Source organism: Heterorhizobium halophytocola (genome assembly GCF_017873095.1).
Taxonomy (GTDB): Bacteria; Pseudomonadota; Alphaproteobacteria; order Rhizobiales; family Rhizobiaceae; genus Allorhizobium; species Allorhizobium halophytocola.
Genome location: NZ_JAGGJU010000015.1, coordinates 39,228 through 57,373, shown reverse-complemented (window position 1 = coordinate 57,373; position 18,146 = coordinate 39,228). Strand labels below are relative to the sequence as shown.

General features: G+C 61.5%; 21 protein-coding genes. 1 reads left to right on the top strand and 20 read right to left on the bottom strand.

What is annotated here, in order from left to right; genetic code table 11:
* Positions 1 to 3: 3 nt before the first annotated feature.
* The 20 genes from J2Z17_RS22720 to J2Z17_RS22625 all read right to left on the bottom strand — a co-directional run bounded on the left by J2Z17_RS22720 (position 4) and on the right by J2Z17_RS22625 (position 17,099).
* Positions 4 to 1,317 (bottom strand): MotB family protein, encoded by a 1,314-nt coding sequence (locus J2Z17_RS22720; protein ID WP_209948652.1) that lies wholly within the window; start codon positions 1,315 to 1,317, stop codon positions 4 to 6.
* Complete coding sequence (locus J2Z17_RS22715) at positions 1,314 to 1,958, bottom strand: GTPase (RefSeq protein ID WP_209948650.1); 645 nt, start codon at positions 1,956 to 1,958, stop codon at positions 1,314 to 1,316. Before J2Z17_RS22715 ends, J2Z17_RS22720 begins: the two co-directional genes overlap by 4 nt.
* A gap of 314 nt (positions 1,959 to 2,272) precedes the next feature.
* The gene (locus J2Z17_RS22710; protein ID WP_209948648.1) at positions 2,273 to 3,238 is read right to left on the bottom strand and encodes a flagellin N-terminal helical domain-containing protein; all 966 of its coding nucleotides are present in this window, start codon (positions 3,236 to 3,238) and stop codon (positions 2,273 to 2,275) included.
* Between the two features lie 340 nt (positions 3,239 to 3,578).
* Positions 3,579 to 4,541 (bottom strand): flagellin N-terminal helical domain-containing protein, encoded by a 963-nt coding sequence (locus tag J2Z17_RS22705; protein ID WP_209948645.1) that lies wholly within the window; start codon positions 4,539 to 4,541, stop codon positions 3,579 to 3,581.
* 283 nt (positions 4,542 to 4,824) lie between these two features.
* Positions 4,825 to 5,784 (bottom strand): flagellin N-terminal helical domain-containing protein, encoded by a 960-nt coding sequence (locus tag J2Z17_RS22700; protein ID WP_209948643.1) that lies wholly within the window; start codon positions 5,782 to 5,784, stop codon positions 4,825 to 4,827.
* 335 nt (positions 5,785 to 6,119) lie between these two features.
* Positions 6,120 to 7,079: a flagellin N-terminal helical domain-containing protein gene (locus J2Z17_RS22695; RefSeq protein ID WP_209948641.1), complete on the bottom strand. Its 960-nt coding sequence runs from the start codon at positions 7,077 to 7,079 to the stop codon at positions 6,120 to 6,122.
* Positions 7,080 to 7,366: 287 nt separating this feature from the next.
* Complete coding sequence (gene fliP, locus J2Z17_RS22690) at positions 7,367 to 8,101, bottom strand: flagellar type III secretion system pore protein FliP (protein WP_209948639.1); 735 nt, start codon at positions 8,099 to 8,101, stop codon at positions 7,367 to 7,369.
* Entirely contained in the window at positions 8,098 to 8,622 is a 525-nt protein-coding gene (locus J2Z17_RS22685) for a flagellar basal body-associated FliL family protein (protein ID WP_209948637.1), read from the bottom strand. Before J2Z17_RS22685 ends, fliP begins: the two co-directional genes overlap by 4 nt.
* 36 nt (positions 8,623 to 8,658) lie before the next feature.
* A complete protein-coding gene (gene flgH, locus J2Z17_RS22680; protein ID WP_209948635.1) occupies positions 8,659 to 9,372 on the bottom strand; it encodes a flagellar basal body L-ring protein FlgH in 714 nt (237 codons plus the stop codon).
* Positions 9,369 to 9,911, bottom strand: a complete 543-nt coding sequence (locus J2Z17_RS22675; RefSeq protein ID WP_209948633.1) for a MotE family protein — start codon at positions 9,909 to 9,911, stop codon at positions 9,369 to 9,371. Before J2Z17_RS22675 ends, flgH begins: the two co-directional genes overlap by 4 nt.
* Positions 9,908 to 10,957 (bottom strand): flagellar basal body P-ring protein FlgI, encoded by a 1,050-nt coding sequence (locus J2Z17_RS22670; protein ID WP_377300260.1) that lies wholly within the window; start codon positions 10,955 to 10,957, stop codon positions 9,908 to 9,910. The genes J2Z17_RS22675 and J2Z17_RS22670 overlap by 4 nt, the downstream gene beginning before the upstream one ends.
* A 68-nt stretch (positions 10,958 to 11,025) precedes the next feature.
* Positions 11,026 to 11,511 carry a flagellar basal body P-ring formation chaperone FlgA gene (gene flgA, locus J2Z17_RS22665; protein WP_209948628.1) on the bottom strand — a complete coding sequence of 162 codons (486 nt, stop codon included), beginning with the start codon at positions 11,509 to 11,511 and terminating at the stop codon, positions 11,026 to 11,028.
* Between the two features lie 21 nt (positions 11,512 to 11,532).
* The gene (flgG, locus tag J2Z17_RS22660) at positions 11,533 to 12,321 is read right to left on the bottom strand and encodes a flagellar basal-body rod protein FlgG (RefSeq protein ID WP_209948626.1); all 789 of its coding nucleotides are present in this window, start codon (positions 12,319 to 12,321) and stop codon (positions 11,533 to 11,535) included.
* Positions 12,322 to 12,340: 19 nt separating this feature from the next.
* A complete protein-coding gene (gene fliE / locus J2Z17_RS22655; protein WP_209948624.1) occupies positions 12,341 to 12,697 on the bottom strand; it encodes a flagellar hook-basal body complex protein FliE in 357 nt (118 codons plus the stop codon).
* Entirely contained in the window at positions 12,694 to 13,113 is a 420-nt protein-coding gene (gene flgC, locus J2Z17_RS22650) for a flagellar basal body rod protein FlgC (protein WP_209948621.1), read from the bottom strand. Before flgC ends, fliE begins: the two co-directional genes overlap by 4 nt.
* Before the next feature lie 4 nt (positions 13,114 to 13,117).
* Entirely contained in the window at positions 13,118 to 13,507 is a 390-nt protein-coding gene (gene flgB, locus J2Z17_RS22645) for a flagellar basal body rod protein FlgB (protein WP_209948619.1), read from the bottom strand.
* A gap of 85 nt (positions 13,508 to 13,592) precedes the next feature.
* Complete coding sequence (locus J2Z17_RS22640) at positions 13,593 to 14,156, bottom strand: flagellar protein (protein ID WP_209948617.1); 564 nt, start codon at positions 14,154 to 14,156, stop codon at positions 13,593 to 13,595.
* A 16-nt stretch (positions 14,157 to 14,172) separates the two neighbouring features.
* Positions 14,173 to 15,561, bottom strand: coding sequence for a flagellar protein export ATPase FliI (gene fliI / locus J2Z17_RS22635; RefSeq protein WP_209948615.1), 1,389 nt, complete (start codon positions 15,559 to 15,561; stop codon positions 14,173 to 14,175).
* Positions 15,562 to 15,584: 23 nt separating this feature from the next.
* Positions 15,585 to 16,319 (bottom strand): flagellar basal-body rod protein FlgF, encoded by a 735-nt coding sequence (gene flgF / locus J2Z17_RS22630; RefSeq protein WP_209948613.1) that lies wholly within the window; start codon positions 16,317 to 16,319, stop codon positions 15,585 to 15,587.
* On the bottom strand, positions 16,320 to 17,099 hold the full coding sequence (locus J2Z17_RS22625) for a DUF1217 domain-containing protein (protein ID WP_209948611.1): 780 nt from the start codon (positions 17,097 to 17,099) through the stop codon (positions 16,320 to 16,322).
* Positions 17,100 to 17,273: 174 nt separating this feature from the next.
* Here J2Z17_RS22625 and motA point away from each other — a divergent pair, with 174 nt between their 5' ends.
* Complete coding sequence (gene motA, locus J2Z17_RS22620) at positions 17,274 to 18,146, top strand: flagellar motor stator protein MotA (RefSeq protein WP_209948609.1); 873 nt, start codon at positions 17,274 to 17,276, stop codon at positions 18,144 to 18,146.

Genomic DNA, 18,146 nt, shown 5'->3' with positions numbered 1-18,146 from the left:
GGCTTATCCCTGGTCCGCCTGGATCAGAATTTCGATACGCCGGTTTGCAGCCGACAACGGATCGCCCGGAACCTGCAGGCGCCGGTCCGCAAAACCCGAGATCTGCTTGACACGGGACTGGTCGAGACCACCACGCACCAGCATGTAATAGGCGCTGCGGGCGCGATCGGCCGACAGGCCCCAGTTGTCCTGCGTCTTGCCGGCGAAGGGTCGCGCATCGGTGTGGCCGCGGATGACGATGGCGCCCGGACGGTCCTTCAGGATCGTGCCGATCTTTTCCATCGCCAGCACGGTCTCCTTGCTCGGCACGGCCGAGCCGACATTGAACATCGCCTCGTCGCTCTGGTCGGACAGCGTGACCAGCATGCCGCCTTCGGTCGGGGTGACGATCAGGCCCTCGGCGAGCTTGCCGGCGACGCCGCTGATCTGTTTCTCGATCGCAGCCTTCAGCGCATCGGCGTCCTTCTGCTGCTTTTCGGCCTTGGCCGCCTTGTCCTTGTCGCCGTCCGCAGCCTTAGCGGCATCGGCCTTCTCGGTGCCCGGGTCGGTACCCTTGTCGGCAGCCGTATCCGGTGTCTCGGGCTTGGCCTGCGGCACGACCTGCAGGGCCGGTGTCTTGTCGGCCGGCAGCATGGCGACATCCACATCGGTCTGGTCGCCGGGGGCCGACGACGGCTTGTCGGCCGTCAGTGCGCCGGGCGCCTCCTTGGCCGCCTGCGGGCCGGGCTTGCCGCGCACGGACTGGACCTGCTGGGTCCAGAAGTCGGGATCGAACGGATCGCGATAGGCCTCGCCGCCGTCGGCACCGGTGCTCGGGCCGGAATCGGACGCACCGCCCTCGCCCTTGGCGCTGACATTGGCCTGCTGACCGACTTCCTGGGCGATCTCGGCCAGCACCGAATAGGGATTCTCGAAGAAATCGGCTTCGGAGTAATTGGTCTGGTCGCCGGAGGTTGCCGTCGCGTCCTCGCCGGTCGCTGCCGATGCCCCGATCGTTTCCTTGTCTTCCTTGTTTTCGGACTGGTTCTGCTTTTCCTTGCCGTCGGCCTTTTCGACGGGCTTTTTCAAGCCCTTTTCCGAGGGTTTTTCCTCGGACAGGCGGATCGGATTGAAATAGCTGGCGACCGAGGCCTTGGTCTCCTCGTTCGCGGCATTGACCAGCCACATGACGAGGAAGAAGGCCATCATCGCGGTCATGAAGTCGGCATAGGCGATCTTCCACGCGCCGCCATGGTTGCCGTCATGATCGCCGCCGCCATGGCGCTTGATGATCAGGATCTCGTTCTTGCCGTGATGGTGATTTTCTTCGTCGCTCATCCCATCACCTTCCTGAGGCTTGCCGTCCAGGCCGAGATGCGGCTGACAAGGAGTTGTTCGCCGAGTTCGACGGAGAGATCGAGATCATCGGCCTGCACGTGCCGCAGCATCTCGTCGTGGTCGCGCAGCCTGTCGGCCAGCTTCTCGAACAGGCTTGCCGGTCCGGTGACGACGATCTGCCCGGCTTCGCCGCCCGCAATCGCCATCTCGACCTGACTGGCCAGTTCGCTGACCGCGGACGTCATCACTTCTTCGGTCAGGAAGGGCGCCAGGCCCTCGGCAACCTGGCCGCTGACATGCTCGGCCAGCTGTTTCGACAGTCTGGCAAAGCCGTCGGCCATTGCCGCGGCGGACGTCTCCTCCAGCGTGCGGGCGAGATCGGCGAGCGCCTGCTCGTGGGCCGCCACGAGCTCTGCCTTCTCGGCCTCGAAACGGGCCGTCAATTCGTCCGTGGTGATCTTCACCGCCTCGTCATAGGCTGCCTGCCGCTCGGCCTCGATCTCGACCGGGTCCGGCACATGCACGGCCGGAACATCGGCATCCAGGCCGAAATCGCCGTCGCCAAAGCCTGTGTCGAAGGCCATGGCAGGCGCCTGAGGCTTTGAGAAATCCTTGAGATACTGGGCAATGGACGTCGCCATCTCACGCCCTCCGATCGAGGGCGCGGGCGGCCGGCGCAGAATGCTGCGGCCCCATGCGGCGTCTGTGGCAGGAAATCGAGGTTGGGCGTGTCATCATAACATCCAAGGGTAACTGCCACAGCACGGCGATGCGCATTCTCCGTGCCGGCAGCTTTCGGTCATCGTCCTTGACAAAGTTAGGGATGCAAACTTGTGCGAGGGTTGATACGCCGGACCGCGCCAGGGCAGCGGCACGGTCCGGCTGTTCCACCTGCATCCGATGACCACGGAGAGGCAGAATTCTCAAGGCGGCGACGGGCCGCCTTAAAACGTCCTTACTGCTTGAACAGCGTCAGGATGTTTTCGGCATTGGTGTTGGCGATCGACAGCGACTGGATGCCCAGCTGCTGCTGCGTCTGCAGCGCCTTCAGCCTGGTCGATTCCTCGTTCATGTCGGCATCGACCAGTCGCCCGACGCCCTTCTCGATCACGTCCATCAAGGTGGCGACGAATTCGGTCTGCATGTCGATGCGGCTGGTGATCGCACCCAGCGTCGAGGCGGAGTCGGTCAGCTGCTGCAGGATGCCGTCGGTGGCGCTGATCATGCCGTCGAGATCGTCGTCGGTGGTCGTCGTGCTGAGCTCGATCGCAGTGCCGGTGGCAGCCGTCGTGGAGCCGGCGTCGAGCAGATAGTAATTGATCGTCTGGGTCGTGCCGCCGACATCGACATCGGTCGGCCGGTCACCGGTCAGCAGGCCGCGGCTGGCGTCGTAGGTATCGATCAGCACCGATTCGCCGGTGTCGAAGGCAAGTGTCGTCACCGACACCGAGCCATCGGTGGCGCGGTTGAACGATGCGACGATTTCCTTGGTGGCGGGCGCCGCGCTGGAGGTGTTGTAGAGCCAGTTCTCGCCGGAGAACGATGCCGATTCGGAAATCGACTGCAGCTGGTTCTTCAGCTCGGACAGTTCCTTGTTGATCTTGTCCTTGTCGACACCCGGTTCGCGGGCCGCAACCAGCTTGGACTTGATCTCGGTGACGACCTCGACCGCCGATTCAAGCCCCGTATAGGCCGTATCAGTCTTGGCCGCGCCGAGCCCGAGAGCGTCCTGCACGGTCGACAGAGCGGAATTGTCGGACCGCATCGTGGTCGCGATCGACCAGTAGGCCGCGTTGTCGGCGGCGCTGTCGACGCGGTAGCCGGTGGATACCCGGTTCTGCGTCTGCTCCATGTTGGCGTCGATGCTGCGAAGGGTCTGCAAGGCTGACATTGCAGCCGTGTTGGTCATAATGCTGGTCATGGATATGCCCCATCGGGAATTGCGGGACAGGCCGGGCTTGTCATATTTTTACCGGCAACGACGGAAGGCTTCATGCACCCGATCACGATAATTTTGCCCTGTGATCGAGCCGTCGTTATTTAACGAATGCTTAACAAAACTTTGGTTAACAAAACATTAACGCTGGAAGGTTTCGTTAAGCTGTCCAAACAAATCGTAAAGATCGACCGCGCGCGAAGAACAAAAAAGTCAGCAATTTCAGATAGATGAAGATAAACGAAAAAACCGCTCCCGGTTGCCCGGGAGCGGCTGCATAGCCTGCTGGTTGAGAGCGGAGCCGATGGCCCCGCGCGTAACCGAATCAGCTCTGGAAGAGCGAGAGGATGCTCTGCGAATTCGAATTCGCGATCGACAGGGACTGGATGCCGAGCTGCTGCTGCGTCTGCAGGGCCTTCAGGCGGGTCGATTCCTCGTTCATGTCGGCATCGACGAGACGGCCGACACCGGTGTCGATCACGTCCATCAGGTCGGAGACGAATTCGTCCTGGCTGGCGAGGCGGCTGCTGGTCGCACCCAGCGTGGCACCGGCATCGGTCATGTCGGAGAGCATGGCATCGACGGCCGAGATCATGCCTTCGACTTCGTCGTCCGTGGTGGTGGTGGTCAGTTCGACGACGCTACCCGAAGTACCCGTGCCCAGGTCGAGCAGGAAGTAGGTCATCGTCGTGCCGGAAGCCGTGCCGTCGTCGACAGCAACAGCATAGTCCTTCGTCAGAAGGCCGCCATCGGTCGACTGGGTATCGATCAGGACCGACTTGCTGGCGTCGAAGGTCAGGATTTCGACCGAAACATTGCCCGAGGTGTCACGGACGAACGAGCCGACCATTTCCTTGTTGCCGAGAGCGGCGGAGGAGTCGTTGTAGAGCCAGTTTTCACCGGAGAACGAAGCCGACTGCGAGATCGAAGCGATCTGGCTCTTCAGCTCGGTCAGTTCCTTGTTGATCTTGTCCTTGTCAACGCCCGGCTCGCGGGCAGCAACCAGCTTGGCCTTGATTTCGGTGACGACGTCGATGGCCGAGTCCATGCCGGTATAGGCGGTGTCGGTCTTGGCAGCACCGAGGCCGAGGGCGTCCTGAACGGCGCCGAGCGCCTTGTTGTCGGAGCGCATCGTCGTTGCGATCGACCAGTAGGCAGCATTGTCGGCAGCCTTGTCGACCTTGTAGCCGGAGGAAACGCGGCTCTGGGTTTCTTCCATGCTGGTAGAGATCGAGCGCAGGGTATCGAGTGCGCCCATTGCTGCGGTATTCGTCATCAAGCTAGTCATGTTAGCTGCCCCTTATGACAGTAGATATGGGAAAGGGCATGCCGGGCTGTCGTACCGGCAACGATAGTTGGCGTCATGCCTGCCGCCCCTGTTCTTGCCTGTGGGGACCGGCCAACCGTTTTGATGACCTAAAAAGACGCTATTAAGGTTAACAAATATTGAAGCCGGCATGGCTAAGGTTAATTCGTCAAAAAAAATGACGCCGCGGGCGTTTAGGGCCGCGGCGTCACGATGTCGTCGGGTGTTTACCGGCCGCTCACGCGGCCGGTATTGCGTGTGCCTCTTACTGGAACAGCGAGAGGATGCTCTGCGAGTTCGAGTTGGCAATCGACAGCGACTGGATGCCGAGCTGCTGCTGCGTCTGCAGGGCCTTCAGGCGGGTCGATTCCTCGTTCATGTCCGCGTCGACGAGACGGCCGACACCGGTGTCGATCACGTCCATCAGGTCGGAGACGAACTCGTTCTGGCTGCTGAGGCGGCTGCTGGTTGCACCCAGCGTGGCGCCGGCATCGGTCATGTCGGCCAACATGGCATCGACAGCCGAGATCATGCCTTCGACTTCGTCGTCGGTGGTGGTGGTGGTCAGTTCGACGACGCTACCCGAAGTACCCGTGCCCAGGTCGAGCAGGAAGTAGGTCATCGTCGTGCCGGAAGCCGTACCATCGTCAACGGCAACGGCATAGTCCTTCGTCAGAAGGCCGCCGTCGGTCGTCTGGGTGTCGATCAGGACCGAGGTGTTGACGTCGAAGGACAGCGTTTCGACCGAAACATTGCCTGTCGAGTCACGGACGAAGGAACCAACCATTTCCTTCGTGCCGATCTGGGCGCTGGAGTCGTTGTAGAGCCAGTTTTCACCGGAGAACGACGCGGACTGCGAAATCGAGCCGAGCTGGCTCTTCAGTTCCGTCAGTTCCTTGTTGATCTTGTCCTTGTCGACACCCGGTTCGCGGGCGGCAACCAGCTTGGCCTTGATTTCCGTCACCACATCGATGGCGGCTTCCATGCCGGTATAGGCGGTATCGGTCTTGGCTGCACCGAGGCCGAGGGCGTCCTGAACGGCACCGAGAGCCTTGTTGTCGGACCGCATCGTCGTTGCGATCGACCAGTAGGCAGCGTTGTCAGCAGCCTTGTCGACCTTGTAGCCGGAGGACACGCGGCTCTGCGTCTCGTCCATGCTCTTGGAGATCGAGCGCAGGGTATCGAGTGCGCCCATTGCAGCGGTATTGGTAATAATACTAGTCATGTTTGATCTGCCCCTTTAGACAAAACCTATACGAAGGGACATTCCGGATTTTACGCACCGGCAGACGACGAGTGGCCTCATGCAATCAACCAGGGTCTGCTGCTGGTTAATCCGTCGTCTTCACGGCCACATTCAACGCTAGCCAAGTTAACGCCGACTAAATTAGATGCGATTTTTCCCGCTTCTACTGGCGCGCAGAAGCGAAGCCATTGATGCGTCGAGCAAAAAACTTTGGGGGAAAAATTCAGGCAGAAGTATTTTCGGCAGTTCTTCGAATGAAAAGAGCCGCGCCAAGGCGCGGCTCCGATCTATCTCTTCCGTAAAGCGAAGTAAGCTTACTGGAACAGAGACAATACGCTCTGCGAATTCGAGTTCGCAATCGACAGAGCCTGGATGCCCAGCTGCTGCTGCGTCTGCAGGGCCTTCAAGCGGGTCGATTCCTCGTTCATGTCGGCGTCGACGAGACGGCCAACGCCGGTGTCGATCACGTCCATCAGGTCGGAGACGAATTCGTCCTGGCTGCTGAGGCGGCTGCTGGTCGCACCCAGGGTGGCGCCGGCATCGGTCATGTCGGAGAGCATGGCGTCGACAGCCGAGATCATGCCTTCGACTTCATCGTCGGTCGTGGTCGAGGTCAGTTCGACAACGCTGCCCGAGGTACCCGTGCCCGAGTCGAGCAGGAAGTAGGTCGCGGTCGTGCCGGAAGCCGTGCCGTCGTCGACAGCAACAGCATAGTCCTTCGTCAGAAGGCCGCCATCGGTCGTCTGGGTGTCGATCAGGACGGACTTGCTGGCGTCGAAGGTCAGGGTCTCGACCGAGACATTGCCTGTCGAGTCGCGAACGAAGGAGCCGACCATTTCCTTGTCGCCGAGAGCGGCAGACGAGTCGTTGTAGAGCCAGTTTTCACCGGAGAACGAAGCCGACTGCGAGATCGAGGTGATCTGGCTCTTCAGTTCCGTCAGTTCCTTGTTGATCTTGTCCTTGTCGACGCCCGGTTCGCGAGCAGCGACGAGCTTGGACTTGATTTCGGTGACAACGTCGATTGCGGCCTGCATGCCGGTGTAAGCCGTATCGGTCTTGGCAGCGCCGAGGCCGAGAGCGTCCTGAACAGCGCCGAGCGCCTTGTTGTCGGACTTCATCGTGGTCGCGATCGACCAGTAGGCGGCGTTGTCGGAAGCCGTGTTGACCTTGTAGCCCGACGATACGCGGCTCTGGGTTTCGTCCATGCTCTTGGAGATCGAGCGGAGGGTATCAAGCGCGCCCATGGCGGCGGTGTTGGTAATGATGCTGGTCATCGATTCGTCCCTATCGTTACGAAATATTATTGAGGGACATACCGGGCTGAGATCCGGCAGAAGCGATCGACGTCATGTCAATTAATTAATGCTGAAATTAATCCGCCTCTGGGAACGGATAAAACAGCATACTTTTTAAGGTTGGCTGAAAAAGCGTGGTAAATGTCGCCTTAAGAAAGCGTATACAACGCATCGCTCATGTATATTACATGACTGAAAACGTTTCTCGAATTGGAATTTGCAATTTTAGCGAAACGAGGAATTTTTCTACAATTTCGATTTTTTGTTCAGTTGAACGATCGAACAAGAGACCCTACCAACAGGTTCCATCCGTCGATCAGGACGAAGAACAAGACCTTAAACGGCAGCGAAATCGAGGTGGGCGGCAGCATCATCATGCCCATGGCCATGGTGATCGTGGCGACCACCATGTCGATCACGAGAAAGGGCAGGATGATCAGGAAGCCGATCTCGAAGCCGCGGCGGATTTCCGACAGCATGAAGGCCGGGATGAGGACGCGGTAGTCGAGCTTGCCGTCGCTGACGGTCGCTTGTCCGCGCTCCTTGGCGATATCGACGAAGAGCGCCAGATCCTTGTCGCGCGTATTGGCGGTCATGAAGGTGCGGAACGGCTCGGCGATGCGCTGCACCGCCTCTGCTTCACCGATCTGGTTGGCGAGCAGCGGCTGCACGCCGTTGTTCCACGCCTGGTCCATGGTCGGCGCCATGACGTAAAAGGTCATGAACAGCGCCAGGCTGGTCAGGATCATGTTGGAGGGCGTGCTGGACAGGCCCATGCCGGAGCGCAGGATGGAGAAGGCGATGATGAAGCGCGGAAAGCTCGTCACCATGATCAGGATGCCGGGCGCCACCGACAGGATGGTCAACAGACCGAAGGTGCGCACGATCCAGGCAGCAACCGAACCGTTGATCGGCTGGTTGAATACGTCAGGGAGCTGCTGGGCCACAGCCAGCTCCGGAACCGCCATGAAGACGGCAAGCAGGAGAAGCGTCCGAATCATTGAATGACGAAGGTTCTGAACATCACCTTGGTTACCCGCCCTTCGGAGCGCAGGTCAACACGCTCCTGTATGTCGTCCTTCAAATATTGAAGGCCGCGCGGGCCATCCACCTGCTGCAGCGAAACCGTGCGCATATAGGCGATGATGTCCTGGCTGATATCCTCGGCCATGGCCACGTCCGGCTTGCCGTTGAACAGCAGGGCGACTTCCAGACGGACCCAGTTGTCGGAGGGATAGGCCAGATTGGTGGTGATCGGCTCCAGCTGGACGATGCCGTTGGCCTCGGTCGCCACATGCGGCAGTCCGGCCTCTTCGCCCTTCTTCTCGCCCTCGCCCTCGGGCTTGGCCTTGGCTTCCTCCGCCTTGGCCGCCTCTTCCTTGGCCGATTTGACCGCCGGTGCGATCATCCCGCCGACGAGCCAGCCCCCTCCCCCGCCGACGATCGTCAGCACGGCGAGCGAGATGAGCATCACCACAAGCGGTGATTTCTTCTTGGGCTGGTCTTCCGACTGGTCATCCATAGGCTGGTCCCGACAGGCTTTTCTGGCCGAATTTGGTTAGAACGGCGAGTATTGATCGACGACCTGCTGGCCGACCGGCGGCTGCTGCATCTCGATCAGGCGGCCGCGGCCACCGTAGGAGATGCGGGCCTCGGCGATCCGCTCGTACGATATGGTGTTGTCCGCATCGACGTCCTGCGGGCGCACGATACCGGCGACGTTCAAGATGCGCAGTTCGTGGTTGACCCGCACTTCCTGGGAGCCGCTGATCATCAGATTGCCGTTCTCCAGCACGCTGGTGACCACCGCGGCGACGAGAAGCGTCAGCTTCTCCGAGCGCGAGATCGAGCCCTTGCCGTCCGAGCTCGTGTCGGAATCGGTACCGGCGGCACCGCCGGCATCCGGCGGCACGATGCCGAAGATGTTGAGGGCCGAATTGAAGCTCAGCGATGTCGAGTTCTTGCGGCTGCGCGAGGTGTTGTCGGCGAATTGCGCCTTGTCGTTGATCTGGATGTTGACCGTCATGATGTCACCGACATTCAACGCACGGGCATCCTTGAACAGGGCGGCCTGGCTGTCGCTCCACAGCGAATAGCCGCTCGCCACATGGTGCGGCTGCTTCGGATAGAGTGCCATCTGCGGCGTCTGGCTGTAGCGCAGACCGCTGCCGATCGGCGACATGGCAGGCGCCTTGCCGATCTCGTTGATCGTCTGGTTTTGACAACCCGCCAGGACGGCGACGGCCAGCAGGGCTGGAATAGACTTCCTCATGTCGGGTCCTTCGACGTGTTGGGATCACCTGCGCTGGAAATGATGGCCGATACGAGGGCCGCCTTCTGGGGCTTCATCTCCGACAGGATCAGACCGGATTGCTGCGCCGGCAGCTGCATGATGATGGCGGCCGCGATCTCGACATTGAGTTCGGCCAGCGCCGGGGCGGCCGCATCCGGCTTCATCTTCTTGTAGATGCCGACCAGATTGCCCTGTGCCCGCTTGAGGAAGTCGTTGCGCCGCTTCAGCCAGTCCTCATACTCGGTCTTGCGCGTTTCCATGACGGCGATGCGCGCATCGACCTGGGCCTGCAGCTTTTCCAGTTCCTGCTTCTGCAGCAGGTAACGCTGGTCGCGTGCAGGGTCGGCGATCGAGGTGCAGAATTTCTGGATCTCTTCCTGGGTGGCGCTGTCGAGCGGCGTGGCGTCCTGGGCGCGCGCACCGGACGGCCCCAGCAGGCCACCGGCCAGCAATCCGCCGAGCAGGAGCACGGGACCGAGAAGGCGTCGGCGCGAAACGGTTGTCGTCAAAGCGATCATTGCAGGACAAGCTCCGCCTGGAGAGCGCCAGCCGACTTGATCCCCTGGAGGATGGCGATGATGCCGTCGGGCTTGACGCCGATATTGTTGAGGCCGGCCACCAGCGTCTTCAGGTCGGGACCGTCGACGACTGCGACATTGCCGCCGGTCTTCTGGGCCAGGATGTCGGTCTGCGGCTGGACGGCCGTCTCGCCCTTGGAGAAGGGGGCCGGCTGGATGACCTGCGGCGTCTCGTTGACCTGTACCGTCAGGGTGCCGTAGCTGACCGCGACCTTGGAGACCCGCACATCGGCGCCGATGACGATCGTTCCGGTGCGTTCGTTGATGACGACCTTGGCCGGCGTGTCGGTTTCCACCACGAGGTTCTCGATCGCCGCCATCAGGCGGGCAAGATCGGCGGTGCGCGGCTTCTGGATCACCACTTCCTGGCTATCCTGCGCCGAGGCGATCGGGGCGCCGAAGGTGTTGCGCGCATAGGCATTGATGGTGTCGGCCATGCGGATCGAGGTCGAGAAGTCCGGGTTGCGCAGCTGCAGCACCAGATTGACCGAATCCTTGAATTTCGAAGGCAGTTCGCGCTCGATGATCGCGCCGCTCGGAACCCGGCCCGACGTCGTCACGCCCTCGGTGATGTTGGCCGCCTGGCCTTGCGCGGTGAAGCCCGACACGACGGCCGAGCCCTGCGCCACCGCGTAGATCTGGCCGTCGGCGCCCGAAAGCGAGGTCATGATCAGCGTGCCGCCGCGAAGCGAGGTGGCGTCGCCGAGCGAGCTGACATTGGCATCGATGCGGCTGCCGGGGCTTGCAAAGGGCGGCAGCGTGGCGGTGACCATGACGGCTGCCACGTTCTTGGCATTCGACTGGCCGCCCTGGGTGGAAATGCCGAGATTCTGCAGCATGGCGCGCATCGACTGTTCGGTGAACGGCGAGGAGCGCAGGCTGTCGCCGGTCCCCTGCAGGCCGACGATCAGGCCGTAGCCGATTAGCTGGTTGTCGCGGCCCGCCTGCAGCGAGGCGATGTCCTTGATGCGCGAGGTGCCGGCCATGGACGGGCCGGCCGAGGCGAGGACACAAGCGAACGCTGCGAAGACCGCGATGGATTTACCGAGAAATTTCATCGCGTGAGCACCTGCACCGAACCGTTGGGCAAGACCGTCCCACTGACGATCACGCCGGAATCGAGATTGCGGACCTTGATCAGATCACCGATCTGAGCGTCCTGGAGCGGCATGCCGGCGGCCGAGATCACCATATTGCCGATAGTGAAGTTGAGCCGCAGCTGGCTGCCGCGCTTGACGGCATAGGGAGCACGAAGCGCCGCGATCGGAACGGTGCGCCCTGGAAGGAGGGTCTGGTTGGAAATCATGCCGACCACCTGGCCGACCGAGGTGGCGTAGCCGCCCCGCAGGTTCGGATTGGTGATCTCGACCTCGCTCAGTTGCGTGGCCTCGATTTCCTGGCCTGGATAGATGACACCGGTCGGGACGACGGCAAAGCCTTCGGCCCGCGCCCCGAAGGCCGCTGACAGGAGGACGGCCGCGGAAGCGAAAGCTGCCGCTGCTACCCGTCCCCATTCTAACTTCCTGAGGCAAACCATCATGGTCGCCCTCCCTCGTGTTGGCTATTTCAGGTTCTTGCTGACGATCTGAGCCATCTGGTCGGCCGTCTCGATGACCTTGGAATTCATCTCGTAGGCGCGCTGCGCCGAGATCATGTCGGTGATCTCGCGGATCGAGTCGACATTCGACGATTCCAGGTAATTCTGCTTGAGATAGCCGAAGCCCGGATCTTCCGGGGCTGCAACGATCGCTTCGCCGGAGGCTGCCGTCTGGGCCGACAGGTTGTCGCCCAGCTGCTTCAGGCCGGCTTCGTTGACGAAATTGGCAATCGTCAGCTGGCCGAGTTCGGTATAGTCCGCATCATTGCCGATGCGGGCCGACACCACGCCGGTCCGGCTGATCTCGATCTCGCTGGCATCCTGCGGCACGGTGATCCCCGGAACGACGGTGTAACCATCGATGGTGACCAGCTGGCCGTCGGCATTGGTGTTGAACGAACCGGCGCGGGTATAGGCCGTGTTGCCATCCGGAGTCTGGACCTGAAACCAGCCGCGGCCAACAATGGCGACGTCGAGTTCGTTGTCCGTCTGGGCCAGTTCGCCCTGGGTGTGGATGGTGCGCACGGCGGCCGTCTGCACGCCGAGACCGATATTGGCGCCTTCCGGCACGATCGCCTGGTTGGCGCGGTTCGGCACGCCCTGGGCGCGCTCCGTCTGGTAGAGCAGATCGGAAAACTCGGCGCGCATGCGCTTGTAGCCGGTCGTGTTGATGTTGGCGATGTTGTTTGCAATGACCTCGAGATTGGTCTGCTGGGCATCCATACCCGTGGCGGCAATGGCAAGCGCTCTCATAGCTTCGTCCTTAACTCTCTCAGATCTGCATCTTGGTGATTTCGAGGTAGGCGCTGACGATCTTGTCGCGGAAGGCGAGCGCTGTTTGCAGCGTCTGTTCCGCGTTCAGGACCGCATCCACCACTTCGCGGGTGTTTGCCTTGCCGGTAATGCCGTCGAAGGACATGCTTTCGGCCTGCTTGAGGCTGCCCAAGGCATCGGTCGCCATGCTGCCCATGACGTCGGCGAAGCTCTGGCCGGTCTGCGTGCCGGGCGTGGTGCCGTCCATCGTCAGGCCGGGAACGGCCTGGGTCTGGGAGGACTTGTCGGTTTCGACCAGCGAGCCAAGCCCCTTGGTCAGGGAAAGGCTGCTGACATTCGTTACACTGTCGATCATTGTGAAGCCTTCAGGAGGTCGATGGTCTGGCTGATAAGGTCGCGGGTCTGCTTGACGGTCTGAAGATTGGCTTCATAGGACCGGTTGGCTTCGCGCATGTCGGCCATTTCGATCAGCACGTTGACGTTCGGCATCTTGACGACACCCTTCTCATTGGCAGCCGGATTGCCCGGATCGTAGACTTCGGTGAAGTCTGAGCGATCGACGCCAAGTTTCTTGACCGAGACGATGTCGGCGCCGCTGGCCTTGTCCATCTCGGAACCGAAGGTGATGATCTTGCGGCGATAGGGGTCCGCACCGGGCGTATCGCCGGTGGTGCGGGCGTTGGCGATGTTTTCCGACACGATGCGAAGGCGGGTGGACTGGGTTTCCAGGCCGCTGCCTGCGATCTTCAGCGAAGCTGACAAGGGATCCATGATCTTACCTCTTCACCGTCTGGAGCATCATGCGATGGAAGGAGCTGACAAGGTTGGCATTGAGCTGATACTGCCGCTGGATCTCGCCGCCCTTGGTCAGTTCGTCGGTGAGCGAAACGGTATTGCCCGATTCCTGCACACCGATTTCCTGGTCGAGGGCCGCTTCGCGGACCTCGATGTCGTCGGAGCCGGAGAAGCCCTGGATATGACCCGGCTGCGTGCGCGCCATCGCGGTGGACTGGGTGTCGTCGAGCACCGCCGCGAAAGGCGTAATGTCCTTGGCACGGAATTCCGGCGTGTTGACATTGGCAATATTGCTCGCCACCACTTCCTGGCGAATGCTCAGCCATTCGGCTTGCCGGGATGCCAGCGAGAAGAGCTGGATGGGGTTCATAGGCTTCTCCAATCGTTCTTGAGGAAAACCTATTCGACTAATCTTGCGTGGGACTTGCAGGGGTTCGAAAGAATGCCGACAGCCCTTAATGGCTGTCGTAGATGTCGCCCTTGGAGGTGACGATGACCCAGTGGCCGTCGCGCATTTCCAGCATCGCAACCTTGCTTTCGTCCGGCAGGATCGAGCCGACGCGCACGAGATACATGCCCGACGGATCCTCGATCAGGGCACGGCCGTTGGCCACATGCAGCAGGCGGAATCCGGCGCCGCCCGGAAACGGCTGGGTCAGGACCTTGGCCTTCTCGACCGGCTCGACATTGCCCAGATTGGACGCCGTGGCGGTCGTCAGGTCGTCGAGCTTGTCGGGCATCACCGGCGAGGCGTCGTGGTCGTTGTCGACCATGGCCAGCGGCGAGACGGAAAACACGTCGCGGCCCGGCCCTTCCGGCAGGTCGCGGGTCAAGCCCCAGTCGGCCGGTTTCAGGCCGAACTTCTCTTCGTTGAAGAAGACATACCAGGGAAACAGCGCCGCGGCGAAGGCCAGCGTCACGCCGACCCCGATCAGCATGCGGTCGGTCGTCGGCGAGGTCTTGTTGATAACGACGCCCTTGCGTGGCTTTACCGGCTCGTCTGCATCGATGTCGGTCACGGTCACTTCCTTCAAACTACTTGCGCAGCCCGCCGGGTCCGTTGTTGGCGGCAGCCTTCAGGGCGACCGCAAGGTCGGCATAGGCATCCACCACCGGCTTGTCCGAGGGCGTCTGTTTCAAAATTTCGTAGATGATCGGCACCTGCTTGATCGCCATGTCGAGATCGGCATCGCTGCCGGCGCGGTAGCCGCCGATCAGGCGCAGGTCGCGGGTTTCCTCGAAGCGGTGGATCAGCGACTTCAGCCGCGAGACCAGTTTTTCCTGATCCGAGGTCCAGGCCTTGCGGGCCATACGCGAGATCGAGGCCAGCGGGTTGATCGGCGGGTAGCGCCCCTCTTCCGCAAGCGAGCGGTCGAGCACGATATGGCCGTCGAGAATGCCGCGGGTACTGTCGGCGATCGGGTCGTTGTGGTTGTCACCGTCCACGAGGATCGAGATGATTGCGGTGATCGTGCCCTGGCCCTCTTCGCCGGGACCGGCGCGTTCGAGCAGACGGGGCAGTTCGGTAAACACCGATGCCGGATAGCCACGCGCAACCGGCGGCTCGCCGGCGGCCATCGCCACTTCGCGGATCGCATGGGCAAAGCGGGTAATGCTGTCGGCGATGAACAGGACGTTCTCGCCCTGATCGCGAAAATGCTCGGCAATCGTCATGGCCGACAGCGGCGCCATCTTGCGCAGCATCGGGCTTTCGTCGCTGGTGGCGACCACGGCGACCGACTTGGCCATGTTGTCGCCGAGCGTGTCCTCGATGAATTCGCGCACCTCGCGGCCACGTTCGCCGACCAGCGAGATGACGACGCGGTCGAAGGCATCGGCACGGGCGAGCATGGAAAGCAGCGTCGACTTGCCGACGCCGGAGCCGGCGAAGATGCCGAGACGCTGGCCGAGGCACAGCGGCGAAAAGATATCGATCGCACGTACGCCGGTGCGAAAGCCCTCGTCGATCCGCCGGCGCGCCATCGAGGGCGGCGCCTGGTTGGAGATCGAGCGCCGCTTCGGGCCGGGCTGGATCGGGCCCTTGCCGTCGATCGGCTCGCCGAGCGCATTGATCGTGCGGCCACACCAGCCGGCATGCGGCGCGATGCGGAAGGCACCCTTGCGGATGACGACGTCGTGGATGCCGATCGGCTCGCCCGGTTCGATCGGGCAGACATAGGCGATATCGGGTTCGACGCGCACGACTTCGCCCAGATGAATGCCGCCGGGGCTGCGATGGGCGACGAACTCACCGAGCCGGATATGGCGCGACAGGCCGGTGACCGTGTAGTGTCCGGCGGCGATGGTGCGCACCCGGCCGCCCTGCGCGACCGCATATTCCGGCGTCGCATAGCGTTCGGCGAGACCCGCCATCTGGCTGAGCTTTTCGGAGGCGGCAAGTGGCGGCAATACGATCTCGTTCATCGCGGTTCGGTCCCTTCAGGCGGTCAGCGCGTGCCGCCGAGCGTCTTGATCGCGTCCGACATCGACGTTTCGCTGTCGGACACCATAGACGAGACGCTCTCGAACAGACGGTTGATCTCGATCAGCTGGGTCATTTCCGAAATGCCGTTGACGTTGGAATTCTCGACATAGCCCTGCATGACCGAGACGTCGCGATTGTCGACGACCGGCTGCGGCGTGTCGGTGGTGGTGATGCCGCTGTTGTCGTGACGCAGGAAGCCCTTGGTCACGTCGACGGTGAAGACGCCGAGCTGGGCGACCTCGCGGCCATCCTGGATCAGCTTGCCGTCGGCGCCGACCTCCGGAGGACCGCCGGCGCGGTTGAGCTGGATCGGCGCGCCGCCGACGTCGAGCACCGGATAACCGCGGATCGAGACGAGTTCGCCCGTGTCCTTGATGGTGAAACGGCCGTCACGGGTCAGGACCTGGCCCTGCGGCGTGTCGACCGCAAACCAGGCGTCGCCCTTGACCGCGAAGTCGAGCGGGTTGCCGGTCTGCTGGTATTCGCCGGCATGGGTCGACAGATAGTCATTGCCCTGGGAAACGAAGGCCACCTTGGCATTCAGGTCGTTCTGGGTCCGACTGAGGATCTCGTCGAACTTGACCTCCGTGCCACGGAAACCGACCGTGTTCACATTGGCCATGTTGTCGGCGACCGTCGTCAGGCGCTTTTCCAGAGCCATCTGCGCAGACAGCGATACGTATAGTCCAGATTGCAATTACTTGCCTCCCAGCTTCAGGGCGTTGATCGAGATGAGAAGATCCGCCGAGATGCCGAACCCGGTCGAAGAGCCGAACACGGCCAGCGGATCGTAGTTCTCGGACGGATTGGACAGTTCCCACATGGCGGTGAAGCGCTCGAGGAACTTGCCGGTCTTCTCGGTGTCCTGGAAATCGGAAAGATCAAGCACCCGCTCCAGATAGTCGGCCTGCTTGTCGATATCGGACATGGCGATTTCGTCCGGCTGGCCGAGGGCCGTGCGCACCACCTGGGCGACCGCATCGTCGGCCAGGATGTCGTAGCCGGTCTTGATGTTTTTCGCGTTGCGCTCGAAATAGAGTGCCAGGCGCACGCCGGTATTGTCTTCGCCGGCCTCCTCCTCAAGCGACTGGCGCAGATACTTGTCGACCACGCCCTGCTGGGCCTTGTCGAAGCTGGTGGCCGCCGCGCCGAAAGCCTGGAAGTTGAAGGTCGTCGCCAGATCCTTGTAGCGGGTGTCGGACAACTTGTTGGCGAACGCATCGTCGCCGTCGATGCCTTCGGTCAGCACCTTGCGGATGAAAGCCTTGGCATACCCCATGTCCTCCAGGCCGTTGGCCTTGAGTGCATAGTTATAAAGACGAGTATCCGCCATGAAGTCGTCGACCGACTTCACGTCGCCGATCTTCGACATATAGTATTCGGTCTCGCGCGCCACATCGGTCTTCTGCGCAATGCGGTCCAGCGAGGTCGATATATTCGCACTGATCTGCTGATAGCTTACATAAGTCGTCGTCACGATCTGGTGCCTCCTTGAGGATACGGGGCCTCAGTTATCGCTCTTTCTGGCAAAAATGGCTTGTGCGAAACTGTTTGTCGGTTCACGAAACCCTAAAGTGCAACCTACAGCCTCACGCAAGGCAACCGCCCTATCGCTTCTTGTGAAAAGAAACGGACTGATTGCGAGCACGATATGACTATCATCCTGGGATTTGTGATCACGGTCGGGTGTATCCTCGGCGGCTTCATGGCCATGGGCGGCCATGTCGACGTTCTCGTCCAGCCCTTCGAGCTGGTGATCATCGGCGGTGCCGGCGTCGGCGGCTTCATCATGGCCAACCCGATGAAAGTCGTGAAGGATTCCGGCAAGGCGATCGGCGAGGCGTTCAAGCATGCGGTGCCCAAGGAACGCTCCTATCTCGACCTGCTCGGCTGCCTCTATTCGCTGATGCGCGATCTGAGGACCAAGTCGCGCAACGAGATCGAGGCGCATATCGACAATCCCGATGAATCGACGATCTTCCAGAACGCGCCCTCGGTACTGAAGAACCGGGAACTGACTTCCTTCATCTGCGACTATGTCCGCCTGATCATCATCGGCAATGCCCGCAGCCACGAGATCGAGGCGCTGATGGACGAGGAAATCAACACGATCCTCTACGACAAGATGAAGCCCTACAACGCGATCACCGCGATGGGCGACAGCTTTCCGGCGATCGGTATCGTTGCTGCCGTGCTCGGCGTCATCAAGGCGATGGGCAAGATCAACGAATCGCCGGCCGTGCTCGGCGCGCTGATCGGTGCCGCCCTTGTCGGCACCATGCTCGGCATCTTCCTGTCCTATTGCCTCTGCAACCCGCTGATCGCGCAGATCAAGACGGTCCGCAGCAAGCAGCATCGCCTCTACATCATCGTGAAGCAGACACTGCTCGCCTACATGAACGGTTCCGTCCCGCAGGTCGCACTCGAATACGGCCGCAAGACCATCTCCTCCTACGAGCGTCCGTCGATCGACGCCGTCGAGCAGGAAATGATGAACCCGGGCGGCGAAAACAAGGCAGCTTGA

Coding starts and splice junctions, on each gene's coding strand:
- J2Z17_RS22720 (WP_209948652.1), bottom strand. CDS start 1,317: ATGAGCGACGAAGAAAATCACCATCACGGCAAGAACGAGATCCTGATC.
- J2Z17_RS22715 (WP_209948650.1), bottom strand. CDS start 1,958: ATGGCGACGTCCATTGCCCAGTATCTCAAGGATTTCTCAAAGCCTCAG.
- J2Z17_RS22710 (WP_209948648.1), bottom strand. CDS start 3,238: ATGACCAGCATTATGACCAACACGGCTGCAATGTCAGCCTTGCAGACC.
- J2Z17_RS22705 (WP_209948645.1), bottom strand. CDS start 4,541: ATGACTAGCTTGATGACGAATACCGCAGCAATGGGCGCACTCGATACC.
- J2Z17_RS22700 (WP_209948643.1), bottom strand. CDS start 5,784: ATGACTAGTATTATTACCAATACCGCTGCAATGGGCGCACTCGATACC.
- J2Z17_RS22695 (WP_209948641.1), bottom strand. CDS start 7,079: ATGACCAGCATCATTACCAACACCGCCGCCATGGGCGCGCTTGATACC.
- fliP (WP_209948639.1), bottom strand. CDS start 8,101: ATGATTCGGACGCTTCTCCTGCTTGCCGTCTTCATGGCGGTTCCGGAG.
- J2Z17_RS22685 (WP_209948637.1), bottom strand. CDS start 8,622: ATGGATGACCAGTCGGAAGACCAGCCCAAGAAGAAATCACCGCTTGTG.
- flgH (WP_209948635.1), bottom strand. CDS start 9,372: ATGAGGAAGTCTATTCCAGCCCTGCTGGCCGTCGCCGTCCTGGCGGGT.
- J2Z17_RS22675 (WP_209948633.1), bottom strand. CDS start 9,911: ATGATCGCTTTGACGACAACCGTTTCGCGCCGACGCCTTCTCGGTCCC.
- J2Z17_RS22670 (WP_377300260.1), bottom strand. CDS start 10,957: ATGGCCGGCACCTCGCGCATCAAGGACATCGCCTCGCTGCAGGCGGGC.
- flgA (WP_209948628.1), bottom strand. CDS start 11,511: ATGATGGTTTGCCTCAGGAAGTTAGAATGGGGACGGGTAGCAGCGGCA.
- flgG (WP_209948626.1), bottom strand. CDS start 12,321: ATGAGAGCGCTTGCCATTGCCGCCACGGGTATGGATGCCCAGCAGACC.
- fliE (WP_209948624.1), bottom strand. CDS start 12,697: ATGATCGACAGTGTAACGAATGTCAGCAGCCTTTCCCTGACCAAGGGG.
- flgC (WP_209948621.1), bottom strand. CDS start 13,113: ATGGATCCCTTGTCAGCTTCGCTGAAGATCGCAGGCAGCGGCCTGGAA.
- flgB (WP_209948619.1), bottom strand. CDS start 13,507: ATGAACCCCATCCAGCTCTTCTCGCTGGCATCCCGGCAAGCCGAATGG.
- fliI (WP_209948615.1), bottom strand. CDS start 15,561: ATGAACGAGATCGTATTGCCGCCACTTGCCGCCTCCGAAAAGCTCAGC.
- motA (WP_209948609.1), top strand. CDS start 17,274: ATGACTATCATCCTGGGATTTGTGATCACGGTCGGGTGTATCCTCGGC.